We start from the raw sequence: 21,620 nt of genomic DNA on the forward strand, positions 1-21,620 counted from the left end.
CGACGGAAGACGGCACTCCGGCCAGGAGTCTGGGTACCCCGACCGAAGTGCCATACGCGCGCCGCGCAAAATAGGACTACTCCTCTAGGGAATCAAGGGCGACCATGCGGGGTCCGACGCGTCGAGCGGGGTCGACACACGGCGCTCGTTGAAGCCGGTCACGTCGATGGAGTAGAGCTTGGCGCTCCGGCCGTTGCCGCTGGGCAGATCCTTGAAGAACATCAGGACGCGGCCGTTGGGCGCCCAGGTCGGGCCTTCCACGTGATAACCCTCGCTGAGGATGCGCTCACCGGTGCCGTCCGGGCGGATCACGCCGACGGCGAAGTTCGCGCCACGCTGCCGGGTGAAGGCGATCAGGTCGCCGCGCGGCGACCAGACCGGCGTGCCGTAACGGCCCTCGCCAAAGGACAGGCGCTTCACGCCCGACCCATCGGCACCCATGATGTAGAGCTGCTGGCTGCCCCCCCGGTCCGACTCGAAGACGATGCGCTGTCCGTCCGGCGAGTAGCTGGGGGCGGTGTCGATGCCCGGGCTGTCGGTCAGCTGCGTCTGGCGGCGCGTGCGCAGGTCGAGGGTGTAGATATCGGTATTGCCGTTCTGCGCCATGGACATGACGACCTTCTTGCCGTCCGGCGAGAAGCGCGGGGCGAAGGTCATGCCGGGGAAGTCGCCGAGGACCTCCTGGCGGCCGGTGTCGATGTTGAAGATGTACACGCGCGGCTTCTTGCCGAAGAACGACATGTACGTGATTTCCTGCGCCGTCGGCGAGAAGCGCGGGGTCAGCACCAGCGCCTGCCCGTCGGTGAGGAACTGATGGTTCTCGCCGTCCTGGTCCATGATGGCGAGGCGCTTCTGACGCGCGTTCGCCGGCCCCGACTCGGAGATGTAGACGATGCGGGTGTCGAAATAGCCGTCCTCGCCGGTGAGGCGCTTGTAGATGGCGTCGGCGATGATGTGCGCGATGCGCCGCCAGCTGTCGTTGGTGGCCGTGTAGGACAGGCCGGCCATGTACTGGCTGGCGCTGACGTCCCACAGGCGGAAATCCACCTTCATGCGGCCGTCCGGGGTGCTCTGCACGCCGCCGGCCACCAGCGCCTGGGCGCCGATGGCGCGCCAGTCGGCGTAGCGCGGGTCGCCGGTCTGCAACTGCTGCGGCGTTTGCAGGAAGGCGGCCGGGTTGACCGGCTTGAACAGCCCCGAACGCTCCAGGTCGGCGGAGATGACGCGCGACATGTCGTTGCCGATCTGCGCCTCGCGCCCACCCGCGCCGTAGAAGCTGGTGATGGCGATGGGCAGCGGCTCGATGACGCCCTTGGTGATGTCGATGCGCAGCTCGGCGTGCGCCGGCGCGGCCAGGCCGACAGCCAGCATCACAGCCCCGGCAAAGCCCGCGAGCCGCAGCAGAAACTTCGTCTTCATGGTCAGAACATGTCCCTCGGATCGAAGGTGAATACGATGGTTCGCCATTTGTCGTAGGTGTCCGGCGTGAATTCGCCGGTCAGTAGATCCAGCTTTTGTGTCCGCAATACGGCACGCAGCGCGGCCTCGGCAGCCGAGCGGAAATACTTGTCGGACCCCATGCGGGCGCGGGTGTCCGGCTCGAAATCCGCCTTGATGATGGTGCCGTCGAGCGCCACGTCGATCCGCAGTTGGACCACCATCGACGACGAGTCCTTGCGACCCGGATCGAAGTTCCAGTTCTTGCTGACCTGCCCGCGGATCGCGTCGATCGCCCTGCCGGACGGCTTGAACGCCTTGTCCGGCCCGGCGATGGACTTCGGCCCCGTGGGAGCGGCCTGCGCCGAGGCCGACTGCGTGGACGGCGGCTGCTTGGCGTCGGACTTCTGGTCCGACGGCTTCAGCTTCGCCACGTCCTTCAGCAGGCTCGCCAGCGGGTCCACCTTCTCGGGCTGCTTCTCGGGCGGCTTCGGCTTGGCCGGCTCGGGCTTCGGCGGCTCCGGTTTGGGCGGCTCGGGCTTCGGGGGTTCCGGCTTCGGCGGCTCAGGCTTGGGCGGCTCCGGTTTCGGAGGCTCAGGCTTGGGCGGCTCGGGCTTTGGTGGCTCGGGCCGGGGCGGCGGCGGCTTGGGAACCGGCTGCGGAGTCGGATCCGGCGGCGGAGGGGGCGGCGGCGGTTCGCGCTTCGGCGGCTCCGGCTCGCGCGGGGGCGGGGGCGGAAGCTGGGCGACCTTGGGCGGCTCCGGCGCCTTGGGCGGCGGCGGAGGCGGCGGGGTCTCCACCACCGGCTCGGGCGGCGGCGGGGCGGGCGGCGTCGGCTTGGACTCCGGCATCGGCGGCTTGGGCGGCTCCGGCTTGGGCTCGCCCTTCTCGACGCGCGCGGCCTCGGTCACCTCGCCGATGTCGACGATCTCGATGGGGATCGAGGCGGGGATGTCCAGCTTGCGATCGCTGGGCGGCAGGCCGAGCACGATCAGCGCGACCAGCGCGACGTGCAGCACTCCCGAGGCGATCAGAGGTTGGCGCATGGCGGCTAGGCTCGTCTCAGCGCTTGGCGGACGTGGGGCGGACGGCCGGCACGACCGGACCACCGGCGGTGTTCGGCAGCTCGGCGACGAGGCCGACCTTCTTGAACCCGGCGGCGCTCATGGTGCCCATGACTTCCAGCATCTTGCCGTAGGCGATCTTGGCGTCGCCGCGCACGAAGATGCGGGCGTCCGCGTTGGACTGGGTGATGGCGACCAGCAGCGGCACGAGGTTGGCGGTGTCGGTGCGCTGCTCCTGCACGAACACGGTGCCGTCCGACTGCACGGTGACGAACAGCGGGTCCTTCTGCGCCTCCAGCGGGGCGGCGTTGGTCTTCGGCAGATCGACCGGCACGCCCACCGTGAGCATGGGTGCGGCCACCATGAAGACGATCAGCAGCACCAGCATGACGTCGATGAACGGCGTCATGTTGATCTCGGCCATGGCGCGGTAACCGCGCTTGCGGCCGCGGCCGCCCCCCTTGCCTGCGAGCTGCGCGGCCATGTCAGGCGGCTCCCCGTTCCTCGAGGTGGCGGGACAGGATGGCGGCGAACTCGCCGGAGAAGGTCTCCAGGCGGTCGGCGTAGCGCGACAGGTCGGTGGAGAACTTGTTGTAGGCGATCACCGCGGGAATGGCGGCCAGCAGGCCCATGGCGGTGGCGAACAGCGCCTCGGCGATGCCCGGCGCCACCACGGCGAGGCTGGTGTTGTTGGACGCGGCGATGGAGGTGAACGAGTTCATGATGCCCCACACCGTGCCGAACAGCCCGATGAACGGCGCCGTCGAACCGACCGAGGCCAGCAGCGTCATGTAGCGCTCGGCGCGCGCCATCTCGCGGCCGATGGTCACCGACATGACGCGCTCGACGCGCTGCTGCAGCGAGGTCTTCATCGGGGCGCCCAGGCCGCGGTCGGCGGCGTGCCGCCATTCGCGCATGCCGGCGGCGAAGGTCGCCGACATCGGGTCCTCCGGCCGCTTGCCGACGCGGTCGAACAGCGCGTCCAGCGAACCGCCCGACCAGAAGCTCTCCTCGAAGGCGTCCGCCTGGGCGTTCAGCCGGCGGATGCGCATGATCTTCTCGATGATGATGGCCCAGCACCACACCGAGGCCGCCAGCAACAGCAGCATGACCAGCTTCACCAGCAGGTCAGCCTGCCAGAACAGGCCCCAGATCGTGATCTGGTGTGCCGTGGCTACCGCACCGGCCGCATTCATCGCGTGCTCCTTCGATGTTCGTTCTGCCGAGGATCGTTCAGCATTTGCCGTTCCTGTAGGTCCTTGAGCACCGCGCGAACCCCCGCCGACAGGCGGGCGGGCCGGCCGGCCCGATTCAGCGTTGCCACTTTCACATCCGCGCGCGCCAGTTCCTTGCCGTCGCGGCGAATGATCTGTTCAACGGCGAAGGAAGCGCCGCCGATATCGATGATTCGCGTCTCCACTTCAAGCGTATCGTCGAGCCGGGCGGGAGCGACAAAATCGATCTCGCACCTGCGTACCGCAAATGACACACCTTGGTCCTGAAGAAGTCCCGTGTGATCCCAACCCAGCAGACGCAGCATTTCCGTACGCGCACGCTCGATGAAGCGGAGATAGTTGGCGTGGTAGACAATGTTTCCGGCGTCCGTGTCCTCGTAGTAGACACGGACCGGGAAGCGGTGCACGCCGTTTTCGTCGAGATATCCTGACAGGTCAGCCATCGGCGGCCTCGTCGCTCTCGCCCAGCTTGTCGAGCAGGTCGAACTGCCGTGTCGGCTGGGCCGGCGGGTTGAGGCCCAGGTAGCGGAACCCCTGGTCGGTCAGCATGCGCCCGCGCGGCGTGCGTTGCAGGAAGCCCTGCTGGATCAGGTAAGGCTCGACCACCTCCTCCAGCACGTCGCGCTGTTCGCCGAGCGCGGCGCCCAGCGTCTCGACGCCGACCGGCCCGCCGCCGTAGTTCTGCGCGATGATGCCCAGATAGCGTCGGTCCATGCTGTCGAGGCCGAGGCGGTCGACCTCCAGCCGGGAAAGGGCTGAGTCGGCGATGCGGGCGTCCACTTCCGGCACGCCGGCCACGGCGGCGACGTCGCGCACCCGGCGCAGCAGCCGCCCGGCGACGCGTGGCGTCCCGCGCGAGCGGTTGGCGACCTCGCGCGCACCCTCCGGCGTGATGGCCATGTTGAGCACGCGGGCGGCGCGGCTGACGATCAGCTCCAGCTCGTCCGGCTCGTAGAATTGCAGGCGCACGGGAATGCCGAAGCGCTCGCGCAGCGGCCGGGTGATCAGGCCCGAGCGCGTGGTGGCGCCGACCAGCGTGAACGGCGGCAAATCGATGCGGATCGAGCGCGCCGCCGGCCCCTCGCCGATGATTAGGTCGAGCTGGTAGTCCTCCATGGCCGGGTAGAGGATTTCCTCGACCGCGGGGTTGAGGCGGTGGATCTCGTCGATGAACAGCACGTCGTGCGGCTGAAGGTTGGTCAGCAGCGCCGCCAGATCGCCGGCCCGCGCGATCACCGGGCCGGAGGTGGCGCGGAAGCCGACGCCCAGTTCACGCGAGACGATCTGGGCGAGCGTCGTCTTGCCCAGGCCCGGCGGGCCGAACAGCAGCACGTGGTCCAGCGCCTCGCCGCGGGCGCGGGCGGCCTGGATGAAGATCGACAAATTCTCGCGCGCCTGTCGCTGGCCGATGAACTCGGCCAGCGACAGCGGACGGATCGACGATTCCGTGCCGTCGCCCGCGGCTTGGCCCGGCTGGACCAGACGATCCCTTTCGGGGGAGTCGTTCACTGGCTAAGCTCCTTGAGGCCGAGGCGGATCAGGTCGGCGACCTTGGCGCCGTCGCCCGCGTTGCGCCCGGCAGCGACCACCGCGCCGAACGCCTCCGAACGGCCGTAGCCGAGGTTGACCAGCGCGGAGACCGCGTCCGCCATGGCGGTGTTGTCCGGGCTCGGGCCGGCCGGGGCGGCGCCCTTGGCGGTCGGGGCGCCCACGGCGGCGGAGGCGCCGAGGGCTAGGTTGCCGACCTTGTCCTTCAGCTCGTTGACGATGCGCGTGGCGACCTTGGGGCCGACGCCGTCGGCGCGGGAGAGCGCGGTCTTGTCCTGCGCGGCGATGGCGCGGGTGAGCTGGTCGGCGTCGAGCACGCCGAGGATGGACAGCGCGAGGCGCGATCCCACGCCCTGGATGGTGGTGAGCAGGCGGAACCAGTCGCGCTCGCCCGCGTCGGCGAAGCCGTACAGCACGATGCGGTCGTCGCGCACGAAGGTCTCGACGACCATGGACGCGCGGTCGCCGCCGGCCAGGCGCGCCAGTGTGCGGCCTGAGCAGGTGAGCTGGTACCCCACCCCGCCCACGTCGATCACCACCCAATCGGTGCCGACCGAATCCACGACGCCGGTAAGCTTGGCGATCATTCGGAGCCTCCGCTCTTATCCCTCTCCCGCCCCGGGAGAGGGTGGCCCGCAGGGCCGGGTGAGGGTGCCGCCACAGCGACAGGCCGCCTCACCACTGTGGTTTCCTCAAGGCGTGCGCGGATGGTTTCCAGCACGCCGTTCAGATTGTCGTTCACGTCGGTGTTCCAGAACCGGACCACGCGGAACCCCGCCTGCTCCAGCAGACGCGTGCGGCGCTGGTCCGGCCCGGCCCGATCGGCGTGCTGTCCGCCGTCCAGTTCGATGATCAGCCGGTGGTCGTGCGAGACGAAATCCACCGTGTAGCCGAAGATCGGCTCCTGCCGCCTGAACTTGGCACCCATCTGCGCGTTGCGCAGCTTCTGCCACAGCACCTTCTCCACGTCCGTGGAGTCGCGCCGCAGGATGCGGGCTCTTTCCGTCTCCTGGGGAGTCGCAACGCGCTTTGCTTGTTTGGCGGGGTCGAGCAACGCAAGACCCTCACCCTCCCGCTCTGCGAGCGGGTCCCTCCCTCTCCCCGGAGGGGAGAGGGATTCCATGCCCTTCCGCCACATCGTCCACGTGCTGCGATGATGCGCGTGGCAGATCGCCACGGCCAGGGCGTCGGCGGCGTCCGCCGTGGTGATCGCGCAGCCGGGCAGCAGCATCCGCACCATCGTCTGCACCTGCACCTTGTCAGCCCGCCCCGCCCCGACGACGGCCTTCTTCACCATATTGTTGGTGTACTCGGCCACCGGCAGCCCGGCCTGCGCCGGCACCAGCAGCGACACCGCCCGCGCCTGCCCCAGCTTCAGCGTCGAGACCGCGTTGGTGTTGACGAAGGTCTCCTCCACCGCGGCCTCGTCGGGCCGGTAGCACTCCAGCACCTTGGTCAGAGCGTCGTGCAGCTGGCACAGGCGCTCGGCCAGCGGGCTGGCGTCCTTGGAATGGACGGCGCCGTCGGCGACGTGGGTGAGACGATTGCCGGATACGTCGATGACGCCCCAGCCGGTGTGCCGCAGCCCGGGATCGAGCCCCAGCAGCCTTACCGTCCCCATGCCCGTGCCGTCGGCGGCGCCCACCCCATCATCCTCACGCGGTCAGCCGCTCCATGAGATCGGCGGCGATGTCGAAGTTGCCGTCGACCACCTGGACGTCGTCGTTGTCCTCCAGCACGTCCAGCAGCTTCAGCAGCGTCGTCGCCGCAGCCTCGTCCGGGCTGACGGTCATGTTCGGCTTCCACATCAGACGGGCGCTCTCCGGCGCGCCGAACTTCGCTTCCAGCGCGTCGCGCACGCCGATGAAGCTCTCCATCGAGGTCGTCACCTCGTGGCCGTCCGCGTCCGATTCCACCTCGTCGGCGCCGGCCTCCAGCGCCGCCTCGAACATGGCGTCGGCATCGGCAGCCGTGGCCGGGTAGTAGATGGAGCCCACCCGGTTGAACATGAAGCTCACCGAGTTGGTCTCGCCCAGCGAGCCGCCGTACTTGGTGAAGGCGGAACGCACCTCGGCGGCAGTGCGGTTGCGGTTGTCGGTCAGCGCCTCGACGATCAGCGCCACGCCGCCGGGGCCGTAGCCCTCGTACCGCACCTCTTCGTAGTTGGCGTCGTCGCCGCCCGGCGTGCCCTGCTTGATGGCGCGGTCGATGCGGTCGCGCGGCATGTTCTGCCCGCGCGCCGCCAGGATCGCCGCGCGCAGGCGCGGGTTGGCGGCCGGGTCCGGCAGACCCGACTTGGCGGCGACGGTGATCTCGCGCGCCAATTTGTTGAAGATCTTCGACCGCTTGGCGTCCTGCGCGCCCTTGCGGTGCATGATGTTCTTGAACTGTGAATGACCGGCCATGCGTCGAACGAGCCTCAGGGTGCGGTGCGGACAAGGTTTTGTGAGACCGGCGGGAAGCGACGCGCAGATCTGGTGCCCAAATCCCATGCGCCCGCGCCGGTTTGCGGCGCAGACGACACCCAACCACTTAGAAAGTCAATATGGCGAGAATGCGGCGAGTCCCCGGCGGCACCGTGGCACTCGACCGACCGTTGCGCAACGGCAACGGCCAAGGTGGCGAACGTCAGGTCAGGCCGTGGTGGTTGGCCGGCCACCAGTCGAAGTCTTGCACCTGTTCAGCGGTATAAGGGCACTCCGTGGGAACATCCCTGTAGGACACACCATCCTCATCCAGACCGGTCAGCCCCATACGCCGGGCATCGTTCCAAGCATCGGCCAGAGCTTCATCCACCTTGGCCTTCAAGCTCGGGCTGCCCTTCAGGGCTTTTCGAACCTCTCGGCGATGATTCTCGACCGAAACCTTCCACACCCGCCGCGGATACTCCGCCGGTGAGAATTCCAGCTTCAGCAGGTGCTCGATGATCCGACCCAGATGACTTTCCAGTCTGTGCCGATCGCTGCGCCCCATGCTCTCGATCTCCTCGGCGAGGTTCTCCCAGTCCAGCGGCAGGTTGGCGCCCGACGCCGCGGCGTCGCGCAGCCGGGTCGCCTGCTCCATCGTCCAGGCGTAGAAATCCTCGTCGTACTTTGCGCTGTGGCCCATGGGTGCCCTCCCGCGGCGGTCAGCTCCGCACCGGCATATGCTGGCTCAAACGCCCGCCCAGGCGCAACGGCTCGATGCGGGTGGCCAGCCCGGTGCGGTCGTCGGTCTCGACGTAGCAGCCGCACACCGTCGCCTCGCCCTCGGCGGGGCTCAGGCGCTCGGTCGGCAGCTTGCGGATCAGCTTCGCCATGGCGACCTCCTTCTTCATGCCGATGGCGCTGTCGTAGTCGCCGCACATGCCGGCATCGGTCTGATAGGCGGTGCCGCCCTTGAGGATCACGTGGTCGGAGGTCGGCACATGGCTGTGCGTGCCGACCACCAGCGAGACGCGGCCGTCCAGGTGGTGGCCCATGATCATCTTCTCGGAGGTCGCCTCTCCGTGCACGTCCACCAGGATGGCGTCCACCCCGCCCGGCCCCAGCCGGTGCGCCCGCACCACGCGCTCGACCGCCGCGAAGGGGTCGTCCTGCGGTTCCATGAACAGGCGCAGCAGGACGTTCATCACCAGCACCTTGCGCCCACCGCGCGCCTGCAACAGCACGAAGCCGCGCCCCGGCGTGCCCTCCGGGTAGTTGAGCGGGCGCAGGATGCGCGGCTGCTGGTCGATCTGGCCGACCAGATCCTTCTGGTCCCAGGTGTGGTTGCCGAGCGTGATGGCGTCGACGCCCGCCTCGAAGAACTCCTCGGCGATCTTGACGGTGATGCCGAAGCCGCCGGCGGCGTTCTCGCCGTTCACCACGGTCAGGTCGGGATCCAGCTCGGCCTTGATGCGGGGCAGCTGTGCGATCACCGCGTCGCGCCCGCTGCGCCCCACCACGTCGCCGAGAAACAGAAGCCTCATGGTCCCACCACCTTCATCGAAAAACGCTCGGTCACGATCCAGTCGAGCGGCTGGTCGTACGGTCCGTGCGGCACAGCGTCCACCTCCTGGCCGGCGAACCCGACGCCGACCGCCAGCACCGGGCCGCCGCCCGCGCGCAGCCCCGCCAGCGTCCGGTCGTAGTATCCGGCCCCATAACCCAGCCGGTGCCCGCCCCGGTCGAAGGCCAGCAGCGGCACGAACAACACCGCAGGCACCACCACGGGCGCGCCGTCGTCCGGCTCGCGGATGCCGAAGCGGCCTTCGCGCAGCGCCGTCTCCGGCCCCCAGGCACGAAACGTCAGCGGTGTCCCTTTCGGCCCCGACACCGGCAGCGCCGCGATACGTCCCGAATCATGGAGATGGAGAAGCAGCGGCCGAACGTCGAGTTCCGAGCCCAGCGGCCAGTACCCCGCCGCCGGCCCATCGGGCAGCGGCACCTCGGCCAGCACGCGTTCGCGCACGGCGTGCGAGGCGCGGCCCCGCTCATCGGGGTCGCTGACGGCGTCGCGCAGGGCTCGGGCGCGCAATCTGGCGGCGTCCTTGGCCTCGCGCGGGTCGGTCATCGTCTCGTCGGGAGTGCGGGAAAAAACAGGTGGCCGGGAAAAACAGGTGGAAGGTGCCGCCTTGGCCGTTGGCCATGTTGCCTATCCTCCACGGCCTGCCAGTGCAGGTGGGCGCCATGTACCGAGACCACGGTCCCGGAAGGGACAGCTCCCAAGAGGTTTAGGGTTATCGGCCCTGGGGATAATGCGACCTGACGAACCAGGCAGCAGCCTTCCTGTTCATATAACTAGGCGTGTTCGAGACGCGCGGCAACCTCTTCGATGCGGCGGGCGATGGCATCGATGGCGGCGGCCACCTCCGCCTCCTCCCCCGAGGGGTCGGGAGTGGGGCCGGGGATGGGCACGGACAGGCCGCGGCCGGCCATGGCCTCCTGCAACTCGTCCGCCAGCACCAGCGCGGTCAGCACCAGCATCTGCGCGTCCGACCCCGAACGCCCGCCGCCGGTGACCTGCTTGAGCCGCCCGTCCAGGTAGCCGGCAAGGTCGCGCAGGCGCTGTTCCTGCCCGTCCTCGCAGTTGATCTGGTAGAGCCGGTCGTTGACCTCGATGTCGACGCGCGCCATGGCTTCAGGTCTCCAGCACGTTTTCCAGCCGGCCGATGGCGGCGGCCAGACGTTGCGACACCGCTTCGGCGTTCTGCACGGCGCGCGCCTCGTCGAGACGGGCTTGGCGCAGCCCCTCGTTCAATTCCTGCTCGCGGCGGAACGCCCGCGTTTCGCGCGCGGCGGCGGCGATCTCCAGCCGATCGACGGCCTTGCCCAAATGTTCGAGCGCGGATTTCAAGTTTTCCATGGGGGATACCGGCCGTCGCTTAGCAAGCGCACTATATTGCGCTTCGCTACAGTTGGGCTGCTTCGTTTGCGCCGTCAACCGAAAAGGCGGTGACACGGGGCGACGCCGCATGCCCCTCCCCCCCCGCATCCACGCACACCCGATCCGCCCCAATCGCGTGTTGACCTATGGGCGGTGGATCTGCATGTTGCGCCGATCCGCCGGGAGGCCCTCCTGGGCTTCGCGCGCGGCCGGCTATTCTCGATTGTCGCGCGCACGCCGCAGGAACCCTCATCGATGTCAGCTCCCGCCGTTTCCCAGCAGACCATGGCGAACGCCATCCGCGCCCTTGCCATGGATGCCGTCGAGGCCGCCAAGTCCGGTCACCCCGGCATGCCCATGGGCATGGCCGACGCCGCCACGGTGCTGTTCACCCGCTTCCTGAAGTTCGACCCGACGCACCCGACCTGGCCGGACCGCGACCGGTTCGTGCTGTCGGCCGGCCACGGCTCGATGCTGATCTACGCGCTGGCCCACCTGACGGGTTACGAGCGCATGACCATCGACCAGCTGAAGCGCTTCCGCCAGCTGGGCAGCCTCACCCCCGGCCACCCCGAGGTGGACCCGGAGATGGGCATCGAGATGACCACCGGCCCGCTCGGCCAGGGCATCTCCACCGCGGTCGGCATGGCGCTGGCCGAGCGCATCACCAACGCCCGCTTCGGCGACGCGCTGATCGACCACACCACCTACGTCATCGCCTCGGACGGCGACCTGCAGGAGGGCGTCAGCCACGAGGCGTGCTCGCTGGCCGGACACCTCAAGCTGTCGCGCCTGATCGTGCTGTGGGACGACAACCACATCTCCATCGACGGCTCGACCGACCTCAGCTTCACCGACGACACGCCGGCCCGCTTCCGCGCCTATGGCTGGGACGTGCAGAGCGTCGACGGCCATGACGCGGACGCCGTCGCCAAGGCCATCGAGGCGGCGCAGAAGACCGACACGCCGTCGCTGATCGCCTGCCGCACCATCATCGGCAAGGGCGCCCCCAACAAGCAGAACACGCACGGCTGCCACGGCTCGCCGCTGGGCGCCGACGAGGTGGCCGCCACCCGCGCGGCGCTGGGCTGGACGCACGAGCCGTTCGTCATCCCGGCCGAGGTCGCCGACGCCTGGAAGGCCGCCGGCCGACGCGCGCAGGGTGCGTACAAGGATTGGGCCGCCCGCCGCGAGGCGCTGGACGCGTCGCAGCGCGCCGCCTTCGACGCCGCCATGTCCGGCGCCGTCCCGGCCGAGCTGCCGTCGCTGATCGAGGCGTTCAAGCGCAAGGTCTCCGAGGACAAGCCGAGCTGGGCCACCCGTGTCGCGTCCGGCAACGTGCTGGACGTGCTGGTGCCGGCGGTGCCGGAGATGATCGGCGGCTCCGCCGACCTGACGCCGTCCAACAACACCAAGGCCAAGAACACCGCCGACGTGAAGGGTGCGGGTGAGTTCAACGGCCGCTACGTCCGCTACGGCGTGCGCGAGCACGGCATGGCGACGGTGATGAACGGCATGGCGCTGCACCGGGGTGTCATCCCCTACGGCGGCACCTTCATGCAGTTCGCTGACTATTGCCGCCCGGCCATCCGTCTGGCCGCCCTGATGAAGCAGCGCAGCATCTTCGTGATGACGCACGACTCCATCGGGTTGGGCGAGGACGGGCCGACGCACCAGCCGGTCGAGCATCTTGCCGCGCTGCGGGCGATCCCCAATCTTCTCGTGCTGCGGCCGGGCGATGCGGTGGAAACCGCCGAGTGCTGGCAGTTGGCGCTGGAGCGCGCAGACGGTCCGTCGGTGCTGGCGCTGACCCGCCAGAACGTGCCGACCCTGCGCGCGCAGCACACCGCCGAAAACCTCTCCGGCCGCGGCGCCTACGTGCTGGCCGAGGCCGAGGGTGAGCGCAAGGTGACGCTGCTCGCCACCGGATCGGAAGTGTCGCTGGCCATGGAGGCCCGCGCGGCGCTCCAGGCCGAGGGCATCGGCACCGCGGTGGTTTCCATGCCGTCGTGGGAGCTGTTCGAGCGCCAGGGCGCCGAGTATCAGGCGCAGGTGCTGGGCACCGGCGTGCGGGTGGCCGTCGAGGCCGCGGCGCGGCTGGGCTGGGACCGCTGGCTGGGGGCGAACGGCGCCTTCGTCGGCATGACCGGCTTCGGCGAGTCGGCGCCGTACCAGGAACTGTACAAGCACTTCGGCATCACCGCCGAAGCCGTTGTGAGCGCCGCGAAGGCGCGTCTTTAAACCGGTAGCGGGACCCCGAGGGCGTTCCTCGGGGCCGTAACGACACACTGGAGGAAGTCATGGCAGTTCGGGTTGCGATCAACGGGTTCGGCCGCATCGGCCGTCTGGTGCTGCGGGCGATCTACGAGAGCGGCCGCAAGGACGTCGAGGTGGTGGCGATCAACGACCTCGCCGATCTCGACACCAACGTGCACCTCCTCAAGTACGACAGCGTGCACGGCCGCTTCCCCGGCACCGTCGAGGCCAAGGACGGCAACCTCGTCGTCAACGGCCACGTCATCAAGGTCGTCCAGGAGCGTGACCCGACCAAGCTGCCGTGGGGCGCGCTGAAGGTTCAGGTCGCCATGGAGTGCTCGGGCATCTTCACCAAGCGCGCCGACGCCGCCAAGCACCTGGAAGCCGGCGCCGAGAAGGTGCTGATCTCCGCCCCCGCCACCGACGAGGACATCACCGTCGTCTACGGCGTGAACAGCGATCAGCTGAAGGCCGAGCACCGCATCGTCTCGAACGCCTCGTGCACGACCAACTGCCTGGCGCCGGTCGCCTATGTGCTGAACAACCTGATCGGCATCGACCACGGCTTCATGACGACGATCCACTCCTACACGGGTGACCAGCGCGTCGTCGACACCATGCACAAGGACCTGCACCGCGCCCGCGCGGCGGCCCTGAACATGATCCCGACCTCGACCGGTGCGGCCAAGGCGGTCGGCAAGGTTCTGCCGGAACTGAAGGGCAAGCTGGACGGCACCGCCATCCGCGTGCCGACGCCGAACGTCTCGGTGGTCGACTTCAAGTTCGTCGCCAAGCGCGCCACCACGGTGGAAGAGATCCAGAAGGCCATCAAGGAGGCCGCCGCCGGCCCGCTGAAGGGCATCCTGGGCTGCTACGACGAGCCGCTGGTCTCGACCGACTTCAACCACGACCCGAACAGCTCGATCTTCGCGCTGGAGGAGACCAAGGTCATCGACGGCACCTTCGTGCGCATCATGACCTGGTACGACAACGAGTGGGGCTTCTCGAACCGCATGAGCGATACCGCCATCGCCATGGTGAACGCGAAGTAAGCCTACGCTCGTTCCGAGCTGAGACGAAAAGGCCGCTCCCTCGGGGGCGGCCTTTTTCGTTTCGGTTCTCTTTCGGGGTATTGGGCTGTGCCCGGCTGGGATGCCGCTAAATCTTACCTCCAACACCAAAGGAGGACGTCATGGTGGCGCAGGAAACGAGCGGCTCCACGGCTCCCGCGGGACGCGTGCGGGAAGCGGTGGCGGTGTTCGACGATCCCGAAAGCCTGGACGCCGCGGTGGCGGAGTTGCAGCAGTGCGGCTTCAACCGGGCCGACCTGAGCATCGCCGACGGGGCGCGTTGCCAGAAACTCGGCATCGCCTACGACGACGCGCGGGAAATCGAGGACAACCCCAAGGTGCCTCGCACGGTGTTCGTCTCCAAGGCGTCGGTCGGCGACGCCGAGGGCGTGCTGATCGGCGGTGCGGTGTACCTCGGCGCGGTGATCGCCGCGGGCGTCGCCGCGTCGTCCGGCGCGGGCATGGTCGGCACCATCCTGGCGGTCGCCATCACGGCGGCGCTGACCGGGGCGGTCGGCCTGTACCTGCGGGGCAGCGTGCACCGGCGCTATGTGGGCGCGATCCACGATCAGGTCCGGCACGGCGGCATCGTGCTGTGGGTCAACCTGCACTCCCCCGATCAGGAGCAGTGCGCGATGAAGACCCTGGACAAGTGCCGGGCCAAGCGGGTGCACGTGCACGAGGTGCCGGTGATCTGACGGGAAGTGCGGCTCAGGAAGCCCGCGAGCAGTTGGTCCGCGTGCAGCGGGCGATGCCCGCGGCTTCGCCCAGACGGTCGGCGACCCAGGCGCCGACCGTCTTGCCCTCGCGCTGGGCGCAGCTGGCGATGGCGCGGTGCAGGATCGGGTTCACGCGCACGGAGATCTTGCCGGAAAACGGCCGGTCGGCGTTGGCGCCCATGTCGCTCGACAGTTCGAGATAGTCTTCGACCGCGCGGTGAAATGCCGCCGTCAGCTCATCCACCGAGCGGCCGGAAAAGGTGATGCCGTCGCGCGTGTTGATGACCTGACCGACGAATATGCCGGCGTCGGCGTCGAAGTCGATTTGGGCCTTGTAGCCCTTATATTCCATCATCGGCGGCGTCCCTCGGGGAAGCGGTGCGCGGAACATACCCTTCCTTTGGGTGAGACGGTTTGACCTGCCTCAATTCTCCTTCGCGAAGTATGGTTTCAAGCATGACTACCCCCCTTCCCCCGTCCCCCACCCTCCCCGGCGCCGCGCGGCCGGTGCGCGTGCATGGCATCGGCGACGCGCGCGCCGCGCTGATGGCCGCCGCGGCGCTCGGCCGTCCGGTGGTGCTCGTCGGTCCGCCCGGCGGTGGTGCGCTGTGGTTCGCCCGCATGGTGGAGGCGGCGCGCGCCGCCGTTCCCGGTGCCGAGGCTGAAGCCGTCCTCGACTGCGCCGACCGTGCCGGCGATGCGCAGGGCGCGCTGGCCGCCGGGGTGCGGCACGTGCTGTTCAGCGGACCGCCGGAGGTCGCGGCGCGGCTCGCGGACATCGCAGCGCGGAGCGGCGCCGTGGTGCTGCCGGCACTGGCCCCGGCGCTGGATCTGCGGGGCGAGCGCGATCCGCAGCGGGCCTGCCAAGCGTGGCTGGCCGATGGCTGACCCCGACCGGACCCGTGCGCCCCGCCGCGCGTTCTGCTAGAGTGTGCCCATGACCCAGAGCAAGCGCGCCATGCCGGAGAAGATCACCGTCCAGATGCGGGCCGAAGAGCTGCCCGACAGCATCAAGGCGCGCCTGAAGGAAACCCTCATCCCTGGCATGCCCTACCAAGTCACCGTCGAGCCGGTGGACGATCAGGATGCCAAGCGCGAAGCCCTGCTGCGCGACCTTGATGAAGGCATCGCCGATCTGGAGGCGGGACGGGTAATTGACGGTGACGCGTTGTTCGCCGAACTGCGCGCCAAGTATCCGGACGCGAACTAAACGGTGCCGCGCGTTCATTTTGCTAGACGGGCGGCCATCGACCTCTCGGAAATTACCGACTTCATCGGCCGGGACAACCCTAAGGCCGCCGGGCGCCTGCTCGCACGCATCGAAGCGACGTGCCGGCTCCTTGCTGAGCGGCCGATGATGGGGCGCAGCCAAGCCCCCCTTGCGGCCCAACCTGCGCAGCCATCCACACGGCAACTACGTCATCTTCTACCGCCCCCTCGGCGACGGCATCGAGATCGTGCGTGTCCTGCACGGTGCCCGCGACATCGACGCCACGTTCACCGAATAGCCGCTCCCCCGCCTCATCCGCCCGGATTACGGCGCAAATCATCGGTATGGCGGCGGAATTCGGCGCCCGGCCGCCGTTGCAAAGCGGTCCTGGCTGGGCTATGAGGGCGCTATCTTCCCTGATCACGCTTGAGGGAGACGTGCCGCCATGAAGCTCACCCGCCGCGTCAAAGAGATCCTCGCGAACTACGAGAGCGACACTCCGGGCGTCAAGGCCAACCTTGCCCGCATCCTCATGGAAGGCAAGCTGGGCGGCACCGGAAAGCTGGTCATTCTGCCCGTCGATCAGGGCTTCGAGCACGGCCCGGCACGCTCCTTCGCGCCGAACGAGGCGGGGTACGATCCGCACTACCACTATCAACTGGCCATCGACGCGGGCTGCAACGCCTATGCGGCGCCGTTGGGGTCTCTGGAGGCGGGGGCCTCGACCTTCGCCGGGTCGATCCCGCTGATCCTCAAGATGAACAGCGCCAACAGCCTGTCGCGCCAGAAGGAAGGTGCGGATCAGGCGGTCACCGCGTCGGTCAGGGACGCGCTGCGGCTCGGCGCGTCGGCCATCGGCTTCACGATCTACCCCGGCTCGGACGCCATGTACGAGCAGTACGAGGAGATCCGCGACCTGTCGGCGGAGGCCAAGTCGGTCGGCCTCGCCTCGGTGATCTGGTCGTACCCGCGCGGCGGCGACATCTCCAAGGAAGGCGAGCTGGCGATGGACGTCATCGGCTACGCCGCCCACATGGCGGCGCTGCTCGGCGCCCACATCATCAAGGTGAAGCTGCCGACCTCCTACCTGGAGCAGGCCGAGGCGAAGAAGATCTACGAATCCAAGCGGATCCCCATCGCCACCCAGGCCGAGCGCGTGCGCCACATCATGCAGTGCGCCTTCAACGGCCGCCGCATCGTGGTGTTCTCAGGCGGTGCGGCCAAGGGCGAGGATGCGGTGTTCGAGGATGCCCGCGCCATCCGCGACGGCGGCGGCAGCGGCTCGATCATCGGCCGCAACTCGTTCCAACGCCCGCGCGAGGAGGCCCTGGCCCTGCTCGACCGGGTCATGAAGATCTACCAGGGCAAGGAGTGACGGTGCCCCAGCCGACCCAACAACCCGCCTGCCGCCTGTATCTGGTGACGCCGCCGGCTCTCGATCCGGCGGCGTTCGCCGTTCCGTTGGCCGAGGCGCTCGACGCCGGCGACGTGGCGTGCGTGCAGCTCCGCCTCAAGGACTGCTCGGACGACGCCATCCGCCGCGCCTGCGACGTGCTGCGCCCGGTGGCGCAGGAGCGCGAGGTGGCGTTCATCCTCAACGACCGCCCGGATCTCGCCAAGGAGACCGGCTGCGACGGCGTGCACGTCGGCCAGGGCGACACGCCCTACGCCAAGGCCCGGCAGATCGTCGGCAAGGACGCCATCGTCGGCGTCACCTGCCACGACAGCCGCCACCTCGCCATGGAAGCCGGCGAGGCGGGGGCCGACTACGTCGCCTTCGGCGCCTTCTACCCGACCACCACCAAGCCCTCCGACTACCGCCCCACCCCCGACCTGCTGCAATGGTGGGCCGAGATGATGGAGGTGCCGTGCGTCGCCATCGGCGGAATCACGCCGGAGAACTGCACGCCGCTGGTCCAGGCCGGCGCCGACTTCATCGCCGTGGTCACCGGCGTGTGGAACCACCCCCAGGGGTCCGGCGCCGCCGTGCGGGCCTACAACAAGGCGATCGCCGACGCCCTGGCGGGCTGAGGCTTTGGACGCCATCGGCCTCGATGTTCTGGCGGCGCTGTTCGGCGTCAGCCTGCTGGCGGGCTTCGTCGATTCCATCGCCGGGGGCGGCGGGCTGCTGACGGTGCCGGCGCTGCTGTGGGCCGGTCTGCCGCCGGCCGCGGCCATCGCCACCAACAAGCTGCAAGCCAGCTTCGGCTCCCTCTCGGCCACCGTGAGGTTCGTCCGCGAGGGCGAGGTGGACCCGCGCGCCATGCGCGGCATGATCGCCTGCGCGCTGGTCGGCGGGTTGGCCGGGGCCGCCGTGCTTCAGGTGGTGGACGCCAGCGTGCTGAAGGATGCCATCCCGTTCCTGCTGGTCGGCATCGCGCTGTATCTGCTGCTGTCGCCCAAGGCCGGCGACATCGACGCGCACCGCCGGATTGGGGAAGGCGCGTTCGCGCTGCTGGCCTGCACGGGGATCGGCTTCTACGACGGCATCTTCGGGCCGGGCACCGGGACCTTCTTCGCCATGGCCTTCGTGGCGCTGCTGGGCTTCAACCTGCGCAGGGCGACGGCCCACACCAAGGTGCTGAACTTCACCAGCAACATCGCCTCGCTGCTGGGCTTCCTGGCCGGCGGGTCCATCGTCTGGACGGTGGGGCTGACCATGGCGGTCGGGGCCTACGCGGGCGCACAGATGGGCGCCCATATGGTGATCCGCAACGGCGCCGGCATCGTCCGGCCGATGCTGGTGGTAGCCTCGCTTGCCATCACCGCCAAGCTGGTGTGGAGCGACCCCGAACACCCCATGCGCCACGCCATCGCCTGGGTGCTGGGGCTGTTCGCTTAAGACCCCGCGCGCAGGCGCCGCAGTTTCAGCAGCGAGCCGGTCAGCGGGTCGCGCAGTTCGGCGGTGTTGGCGTCGATCATGCGGATGGTCAGCGTCGGGCCGAAGCCGCGCGGGATGACCTGGATGCGGTCGCCGTCGATGACGTAATCCACCTCCTGCTCGACGCCCAGGATCTCGGCGCTGTCCCGGTATAAACTGTAGGTGCCCAGCGTGAAGCCGGCGCCGATGGGGGCCTGCAACGACCAGCGCCCGTTGAGCGGGTTGCTCGGGTCGTAGCTCGCACAGCCCGCCAGCAGGGTAAGCGCCGCGAGGATGGGCCCAAGGATAGGGAGGAGTCGTCCGCGCATGCCGCCATAACGCGCGGTCAGGCCACCATGTTCACCGCCGCCACCAGATAGGCGCCGTACCCCGCGGAAAACAGCAGCACCTTGGCCGGCGTCAGCAGGCTGCCCGCCCCCTTCTCGTGCAGCGCCATGTAGCCCAGCAGCACCGCGCCCAGGAACCCCAGGTTCAGCGCGTAGAGCGCCACGTCCCCCACCCTGGCCCCGGTCAGCGCCAGCGGCACCAGCGCCAACGTGAGCGAGAAGATGCCGTCGGCCACCGCCGCCGAGACCGCCGCCGTCGCCCGCCCGGAGCGCGACAGCCGCCACGCGCTGAAGCTTTCGGGCAGCGCGCACAGCAACCCGGTGATGAACAGCCCGCCCACCAGATCGGAAATGCCCAGCGCCTCGTTGAGGCGCCTGGACGACAGCACCGCCAGCAGCGCCCCCACGGCGATGGCGGCGATGCCCGGCAGCGTGCGCAGGATGCGGCGCCGGGCGCCGGCCATCGGTTCGGGCGCCACCCGCGCGTGCCGGAGCGCCCGCACCAGATAGGCCGCGCAAGCCCCCGCGAGCAGCAGCCCGTCCACCGGCTGCAACCCCTCCCATCCGGGCGTCAGCGTCAGCACCGCCAACAGCGCCACCACCGCCAGATAGGGCAGCACCTGCACCCACACCGCCTGCTCCTTCACCTCGGGCACCGGCTTGGGCGGCGGCACGTGCGCGGGGTCGGCGCGGCGCTCGGCCAGCGCGTCCTCGCGGTGCCAGCGGGTGGACAGGTAGGCGATGGCGAAGATCAGCGGCAGCGCCGGCACGTTCGAGCCCAGCGCCGTGCCCAACCCGATGTCCGGCCAGCCCAGCACCACGCTGGCGATGTTCACGGAGATCTCCGGGCTGGCGGTGGCGAGGCCGATCAGCGCCCCGGCGCCGACCTCGGCAATTCCCCAATGCCGGCGCAAGTCGCCCAGCAGCGAGCAGACGCGCTGCGACCCCCACTGCATCAGCGCGATGCCGGCGAGAATCAGGATGAGGGAAAGAGCGGCTTTCATGACGCGCCTACCAACACCGGACGGCGGCCAACGTTGCCGCACCACCGGGTTGCGCCGACCGCGGCGACGCGGCTTTGCCGAAATGACACACCGGGACACAGACCGTCCGCGGATATGACGATCGGAGTAAGTTTTCCGGCAGGTTGCCCTTTACGTCAACCAGTCTTTCCGCGAAAGTACGGGCATAACGAACAAAGCGCTCACAGGGAGAAACGCATGACCCGGAAGTCCTTAAAGACGAGCCTGCTGGTCGCCGTCGCCGCCATTGCCGCCCCCATGTCGGTGCATGCCGCGGGATTCCAGTTGAAGGAGCAGAGCGTCTCGGGCCAGGGCACCTCATTCGCCGGCGTCACCGCCGGCGGCAACGGCGACGCCAGCGCCATGTTCTACAACCCGGCCGCCATGGGCCTGGTGAAGGGCGGGCAATTCGTCCAGACCGTCACCGGCGTGCTGCCGCGGTCCAAGCTGGAGAGCGCCAGCGGCACGCGCTCCCGCGCGCTGGGCGGCACGAATATCAGCGGCGTGGCGTCCGACAGCGACATCGCGCAGGATGCGATCGTCCCGTCCGGCTACATCGTCTACTCGATCAGCGACGCGCTGAAGGTCGGCCTGTCGGCGAACGGCCCGTGGGGTCTGGTCACCGACTATCCCGAGAACTGGGTGGGCCGCTATCACGGCATCCGCTCGGACCTGAGGACCTACAATTTCACGCCGACGGTGTCCTATCAGGTGAACCCGATGCTGACCCTGGGCGCCGGGGTGCAGATCCAGTACGCCAAGGCCAAGCTGTCGTCGGCCATCGACGCCGGGGCCGGCGTGCGCCGGCCGGGCGCCTTCGACGCCATCGGCGACGCGGTCGGCGACGACTGGGGCTGGGGCTTCACCGCCGGCGCGCTGGTCGAGCCGATGAAGGGCACCCGCATCGGCCTGTCCTACCGCTCGGCCGTCAAGCACATGCTGGAGGGCGACCTCTCCTTCTCCACCGCGCCGGGCACGCCGGGGGCGCTGGCCGCGCAGTTCCAGACGCAGAAGATCACGTCCAAGCTGGTCACGCCGGAGGTCGCCGGGTTCGGCCTCGTCCAGGACATCACGCCCGATTGGGCGGTGATGGCCGACGTCCAGTGGACCAACTGGTCGCGCTTCGGCACGCTGCGCATCAACGCCGCCAACCCGGCCTTCAGCTCGACGACCGAGGAGCACTGGCACGACACGTGGTTCTACGCGCTGGGCACCACGTACAAGGTGAACGACGCGCTGACGCTGCGCACCGGCGTGGCCTTCGACAAGGGCTCGGTCGACACCGAGTTCCGCACCCCGCGCATCCCGGAACAGGACCGCTATTGGGTGTCGATCGGCGCCGGCTACAAGGTGACCGAGGCGTTGCAGATCGACGCGGCCTACAGCCACGTCTTCGTGCCGAGCGCCGACATCGCCCTGACCGACACCGGCTCGCGCGGCAACCTGACCGCCAAGTACAAGGGCAGCATCGACATCATCGGCGTCCAGGCCCGTTTCTCCTTCTGA

At 69.0% G+C, this 21,620-nt stretch carries 27 protein-coding genes, 1 other RNA gene and 2 pseudogenes; 11 read left to right on the forward strand and 19 right to left on the reverse strand.

Features of this window, described 5'->3' with window-relative positions:
* Positions 1–84: 84 nt before the first annotated feature.
* The 16 genes and pseudogenes from tolB to ACSVDD_RS16890 form a co-directional block, all read right to left on the reverse strand.
* Positions 85–1,419, reverse strand: a complete 1,335-nt coding sequence (tolB, locus tag ACSVDD_RS16815; protein ID WP_448190528.1) for a Tol-Pal system beta propeller repeat protein TolB — start codon at positions 1,417–1,419, stop codon at positions 85–87.
* Positions 1,420–1,421: 2 nt separating this feature from the next.
* A complete protein-coding gene (gene tolA, locus ACSVDD_RS16820; protein WP_448190529.1) occupies positions 1,422–2,483 on the reverse strand; it encodes a cell envelope integrity protein TolA in 1,062 nt (353 codons plus the stop codon).
* A 16-nt stretch (positions 2,484–2,499) separates the two neighbouring features.
* On the reverse strand, positions 2,500–2,985 hold the full coding sequence (tolR, locus tag ACSVDD_RS16825) for a protein TolR (RefSeq protein WP_448190530.1): 486 nt from the start codon (positions 2,983–2,985) through the stop codon (positions 2,500–2,502).
* A gap of 1 nt (position 2,986) precedes the next feature.
* The gene (gene tolQ / locus ACSVDD_RS16830) at positions 2,987–3,697 is read right to left on the reverse strand and encodes a protein TolQ (protein WP_448190531.1); all 711 of its coding nucleotides are present in this window, start codon (positions 3,695–3,697) and stop codon (positions 2,987–2,989) included.
* The gene (gene ybgC, locus ACSVDD_RS16835) at positions 3,694–4,179 is read right to left on the reverse strand and encodes a tol-pal system-associated acyl-CoA thioesterase (RefSeq protein WP_448190532.1); all 486 of its coding nucleotides are present in this window, start codon (positions 4,177–4,179) and stop codon (positions 3,694–3,696) included. Before ybgC ends, tolQ begins: the two co-directional genes overlap by 4 nt.
* Positions 4,172–5,245 carry a Holliday junction branch migration DNA helicase RuvB gene (gene ruvB / locus ACSVDD_RS16840; protein ID WP_448190533.1) on the reverse strand — a complete coding sequence of 358 codons (1,074 nt, stop codon included), beginning with the start codon at positions 5,243–5,245 and terminating at the stop codon, positions 4,172–4,174. The genes ybgC and ruvB overlap by 8 nt, the downstream gene beginning before the upstream one ends.
* Entirely contained in the window at positions 5,242–5,871 is a 630-nt protein-coding gene (gene ruvA / locus ACSVDD_RS16845; protein WP_448190534.1) for a Holliday junction branch migration protein RuvA, read from the reverse strand. The genes ruvB and ruvA overlap by 4 nt, the downstream gene beginning before the upstream one ends.
* Entirely contained in the window at positions 5,868–6,422 is a 555-nt protein-coding gene (locus ACSVDD_RS16850; protein WP_448190869.1) for an endonuclease domain-containing protein, read from the reverse strand. The genes ruvA and ACSVDD_RS16850 overlap by 4 nt, the downstream gene beginning before the upstream one ends.
* Before the next feature lie 9 nt (positions 6,423–6,431).
* Positions 6,432–6,905, reverse strand: a pseudogene (gene ruvC / locus ACSVDD_RS16855) (crossover junction endodeoxyribonuclease RuvC); the annotation flags it as partial.
* A gap of 34 nt (positions 6,906–6,939) precedes the next feature.
* Entirely contained in the window at positions 6,940–7,689 is a 750-nt protein-coding gene (locus tag ACSVDD_RS16860) for a YebC/PmpR family DNA-binding transcriptional regulator (RefSeq protein WP_448190535.1), read from the reverse strand.
* A 223-nt stretch (positions 7,690–7,912) separates the two neighbouring features.
* A complete protein-coding gene (locus ACSVDD_RS16865; protein WP_448190536.1) occupies positions 7,913–8,392 on the reverse strand; it encodes a DUF29 domain-containing protein in 480 nt (159 codons plus the stop codon).
* A gap of 19 nt (positions 8,393–8,411) precedes the next feature.
* Entirely contained in the window at positions 8,412–9,233 is an 822-nt protein-coding gene (locus tag ACSVDD_RS16870; protein ID WP_448190537.1) for a TIGR00282 family metallophosphoesterase, read from the reverse strand.
* Positions 9,230–9,817, reverse strand: coding sequence for a 5-formyltetrahydrofolate cyclo-ligase (locus ACSVDD_RS16875; RefSeq protein WP_448190538.1), 588 nt, complete (start codon positions 9,815–9,817; stop codon positions 9,230–9,232). Before ACSVDD_RS16875 ends, ACSVDD_RS16870 begins: the two co-directional genes overlap by 4 nt.
* A gap of 49 nt (positions 9,818–9,866) precedes the next feature.
* A non-coding RNA gene (gene ssrS, locus ACSVDD_RS16880) (6S RNA) lies at positions 9,867–10,030 on the reverse strand.
* A 14-nt stretch (positions 10,031–10,044) separates the two neighbouring features.
* Complete coding sequence (locus ACSVDD_RS16885; protein ID WP_448190539.1) at positions 10,045–10,380, reverse strand: cell division protein ZapA; 336 nt, start codon at positions 10,378–10,380, stop codon at positions 10,045–10,047.
* Between the two features lie 4 nt (positions 10,381–10,384).
* Positions 10,385–10,609, reverse strand: a complete 225-nt coding sequence (locus tag ACSVDD_RS16890; protein ID WP_448190540.1) for a hypothetical protein — start codon at positions 10,607–10,609, stop codon at positions 10,385–10,387.
* A gap of 276 nt (positions 10,610–10,885) precedes the next feature.
* On the opposite strand from ACSVDD_RS16890, the gene tkt reads away from it, so the two are divergent.
* The 3 genes from tkt to ACSVDD_RS16905 all read left to right on the forward strand — a co-directional run bounded on the left by tkt (position 10,886) and on the right by ACSVDD_RS16905 (position 14,654).
* The gene (gene tkt, locus ACSVDD_RS16895; protein ID WP_448190541.1) at positions 10,886–12,871 is read left to right on the forward strand and encodes a transketolase; all 1,986 of its coding nucleotides are present in this window, start codon (positions 10,886–10,888) and stop codon (positions 12,869–12,871) included.
* A 59-nt stretch (positions 12,872–12,930) separates the two neighbouring features.
* On the forward strand, positions 12,931–13,938 hold the full coding sequence (gene gap / locus ACSVDD_RS16900; RefSeq protein ID WP_448190542.1) for a type I glyceraldehyde-3-phosphate dehydrogenase: 1,008 nt from the start codon (positions 12,931–12,933) through the stop codon (positions 13,936–13,938).
* Positions 13,939–14,078: 140 nt separating this feature from the next.
* The gene (locus ACSVDD_RS16905; RefSeq protein ID WP_448190543.1) at positions 14,079–14,654 is read left to right on the forward strand and encodes a hypothetical protein; all 576 of its coding nucleotides are present in this window, start codon (positions 14,079–14,081) and stop codon (positions 14,652–14,654) included.
* 13 nt (positions 14,655–14,667) lie between these two features.
* Here the strand turns inward: ACSVDD_RS16905 and ACSVDD_RS16910 are convergent, their stop codons facing one another.
* Positions 14,668–15,030 (reverse strand): type II toxin-antitoxin system HicB family antitoxin, encoded by a 363-nt coding sequence (locus tag ACSVDD_RS16910; protein WP_448190544.1) that lies wholly within the window; start codon positions 15,028–15,030, stop codon positions 14,668–14,670.
* 101 nt (positions 15,031–15,131) lie between these two features.
* Between ACSVDD_RS16910 and ACSVDD_RS16915 the strand changes: the two genes are divergently transcribed.
* The 7 genes and pseudogenes from ACSVDD_RS16915 (at position 15,132) to ACSVDD_RS16945 (ending at position 18,727) form a co-directional block, all read left to right on the forward strand.
* Positions 15,132–15,563: a hypothetical protein gene (locus ACSVDD_RS16915; RefSeq protein ID WP_448190545.1), complete on the forward strand. Its 432-nt coding sequence runs from the start codon at positions 15,132–15,134 to the stop codon at positions 15,561–15,563.
* Between the two features lie 49 nt (positions 15,564–15,612).
* On the forward strand, positions 15,613–15,885 hold the full coding sequence (locus ACSVDD_RS16920; RefSeq protein ID WP_448190546.1) for a hypothetical protein: 273 nt from the start codon (positions 15,613–15,615) through the stop codon (positions 15,883–15,885).
* A 3-nt stretch (positions 15,886–15,888) separates the two neighbouring features.
* A pseudogene (locus ACSVDD_RS16925) lies at positions 15,889–16,038 on the forward strand (type II toxin-antitoxin system RelE/ParE family toxin); the annotation flags it as partial.
* 16 nt (positions 16,039–16,054) lie between these two features.
* Positions 16,055–16,183, forward strand: coding sequence for a type II toxin-antitoxin system RelE/ParE family toxin (locus tag ACSVDD_RS16930; protein ID WP_448190547.1), 129 nt, complete (start codon positions 16,055–16,057; stop codon positions 16,181–16,183).
* 147 nt (positions 16,184–16,330) lie between these two features.
* On the forward strand, positions 16,331–17,260 hold the full coding sequence (locus tag ACSVDD_RS16935) for a class I fructose-bisphosphate aldolase (protein WP_448190548.1): 930 nt from the start codon (positions 16,331–16,333) through the stop codon (positions 17,258–17,260).
* Positions 17,261–17,262: 2 nt separating this feature from the next.
* Positions 17,263–17,916 (forward strand): thiamine phosphate synthase, encoded by a 654-nt coding sequence (gene thiE, locus ACSVDD_RS16940; protein ID WP_448190549.1) that lies wholly within the window; start codon positions 17,263–17,265, stop codon positions 17,914–17,916.
* A 4-nt stretch (positions 17,917–17,920) separates the two neighbouring features.
* Positions 17,921–18,727, forward strand: coding sequence for a TSUP family transporter (locus tag ACSVDD_RS16945; protein ID WP_448190550.1), 807 nt, complete (start codon positions 17,921–17,923; stop codon positions 18,725–18,727).
* On the opposite strand, the gene ACSVDD_RS16950 is transcribed toward ACSVDD_RS16945, so the two are convergent.
* Together ACSVDD_RS16950 and ACSVDD_RS16955 are read right to left on the reverse strand one after the other, a co-directional pair.
* Positions 18,724–19,074 carry a hypothetical protein gene (locus tag ACSVDD_RS16950; RefSeq protein WP_448190551.1) on the reverse strand — a complete coding sequence of 117 codons (351 nt, stop codon included), beginning with the start codon at positions 19,072–19,074 and terminating at the stop codon, positions 18,724–18,726. The two genes, ACSVDD_RS16945 and ACSVDD_RS16950, sit on opposite strands and share 4 nt — an antisense overlap.
* A 17-nt stretch (positions 19,075–19,091) precedes the next feature.
* The gene (locus ACSVDD_RS16955) at positions 19,092–20,096 is read right to left on the reverse strand and encodes a sodium:calcium antiporter (RefSeq protein WP_448190552.1); all 1,005 of its coding nucleotides are present in this window, start codon (positions 20,094–20,096) and stop codon (positions 19,092–19,094) included.
* Between the two features lie 216 nt (positions 20,097–20,312).
* Between ACSVDD_RS16955 and ACSVDD_RS16960 the strand changes: the two genes are divergently transcribed.
* Complete coding sequence (locus ACSVDD_RS16960) at positions 20,313–21,620, forward strand: OmpP1/FadL family transporter (protein ID WP_448190553.1); 1,308 nt, start codon at positions 20,313–20,315, stop codon at positions 21,618–21,620.

It is taken from the genome of Azospirillum terrae, from assembly GCF_053470425.1.

Bases quoted from the DNA above. Each gene is read 5' to 3' on its own strand.
- tolB (WP_448190528.1), bottom strand. From the start codon at position 1,419: ATGAAGACGAAGTTTCTGCTGCGGCTCGCGGGCTTTGCCGGGGCTGTG.
- tolA (WP_448190529.1), bottom strand. From the start codon at position 2,483: ATGCGCCAACCTCTGATCGCCTCGGGAGTGCTGCACGTCGCGCTGGTC.
- tolR (WP_448190530.1), bottom strand. From the start codon at position 2,985: ATGGCCGCGCAGCTCGCAGGCAAGGGGGGCGGCCGCGGCCGCAAGCGC.
- tolQ (WP_448190531.1), bottom strand. From the start codon at position 3,697: ATGAATGCGGCCGGTGCGGTAGCCACGGCACACCAGATCACGATCTGG.
- ybgC (WP_448190532.1), bottom strand. From the start codon at position 4,179: ATGGCTGACCTGTCAGGATATCTCGACGAAAACGGCGTGCACCGCTTC.
- ruvA (WP_448190534.1), bottom strand. From the start codon at position 5,871: ATGATCGCCAAGCTTACCGGCGTCGTGGATTCGGTCGGCACCGATTGG.
- ACSVDD_RS16850 (WP_448190869.1), bottom strand. From the start codon at position 6,422: ATGTGGCGGAAGGGCATGGAATCCCTCTCCCCTCCGGGGAGAGGGAGG.
- ACSVDD_RS16860 (WP_448190535.1), bottom strand. From the start codon at position 7,689: ATGGCCGGTCATTCACAGTTCAAGAACATCATGCACCGCAAGGGCGCG.
- ACSVDD_RS16865 (WP_448190536.1), bottom strand. From the start codon at position 8,392: ATGGGCCACAGCGCAAAGTACGACGAGGATTTCTACGCCTGGACGATG.
- ACSVDD_RS16870 (WP_448190537.1), bottom strand. From the start codon at position 9,233: ATGAGGCTTCTGTTTCTCGGCGACGTGGTGGGGCGCAGCGGGCGCGAC.
- ACSVDD_RS16875 (WP_448190538.1), bottom strand. From the start codon at position 9,817: ATGACCGACCCGCGCGAGGCCAAGGACGCCGCCAGATTGCGCGCCCGA.
- ACSVDD_RS16885 (WP_448190539.1), bottom strand. From the start codon at position 10,380: ATGGCGCGCGTCGACATCGAGGTCAACGACCGGCTCTACCAGATCAAC.
- ACSVDD_RS16890 (WP_448190540.1), bottom strand. From the start codon at position 10,609: ATGGAAAACTTGAAATCCGCGCTCGAACATTTGGGCAAGGCCGTCGAT.
- tkt (WP_448190541.1), top strand. From the start codon at position 10,886: ATGTCAGCTCCCGCCGTTTCCCAGCAGACCATGGCGAACGCCATCCGC.
- gap (WP_448190542.1), top strand. From the start codon at position 12,931: ATGGCAGTTCGGGTTGCGATCAACGGGTTCGGCCGCATCGGCCGTCTG.
- ACSVDD_RS16905 (WP_448190543.1), top strand. From the start codon at position 14,079: ATGGTGGCGCAGGAAACGAGCGGCTCCACGGCTCCCGCGGGACGCGTG.
- ACSVDD_RS16910 (WP_448190544.1), bottom strand. From the start codon at position 15,030: ATGATGGAATATAAGGGCTACAAGGCCCAAATCGACTTCGACGCCGAC.
- ACSVDD_RS16915 (WP_448190545.1), top strand. From the start codon at position 15,132: ATGACTACCCCCCTTCCCCCGTCCCCCACCCTCCCCGGCGCCGCGCGG.
- ACSVDD_RS16920 (WP_448190546.1), top strand. From the start codon at position 15,613: ATGACCCAGAGCAAGCGCGCCATGCCGGAGAAGATCACCGTCCAGATG.
- ACSVDD_RS16935 (WP_448190548.1), top strand. From the start codon at position 16,331: ATGAAGCTCACCCGCCGCGTCAAAGAGATCCTCGCGAACTACGAGAGC.
- ACSVDD_RS16950 (WP_448190551.1), bottom strand. From the start codon at position 19,074: ATGCGCGGACGACTCCTCCCTATCCTTGGGCCCATCCTCGCGGCGCTT.
- ACSVDD_RS16955 (WP_448190552.1), bottom strand. From the start codon at position 20,096: ATGAAAGCCGCTCTTTCCCTCATCCTGATTCTCGCCGGCATCGCGCTG.
- ACSVDD_RS16960 (WP_448190553.1), top strand. From the start codon at position 20,313: ATGACCCGGAAGTCCTTAAAGACGAGCCTGCTGGTCGCCGTCGCCGCC.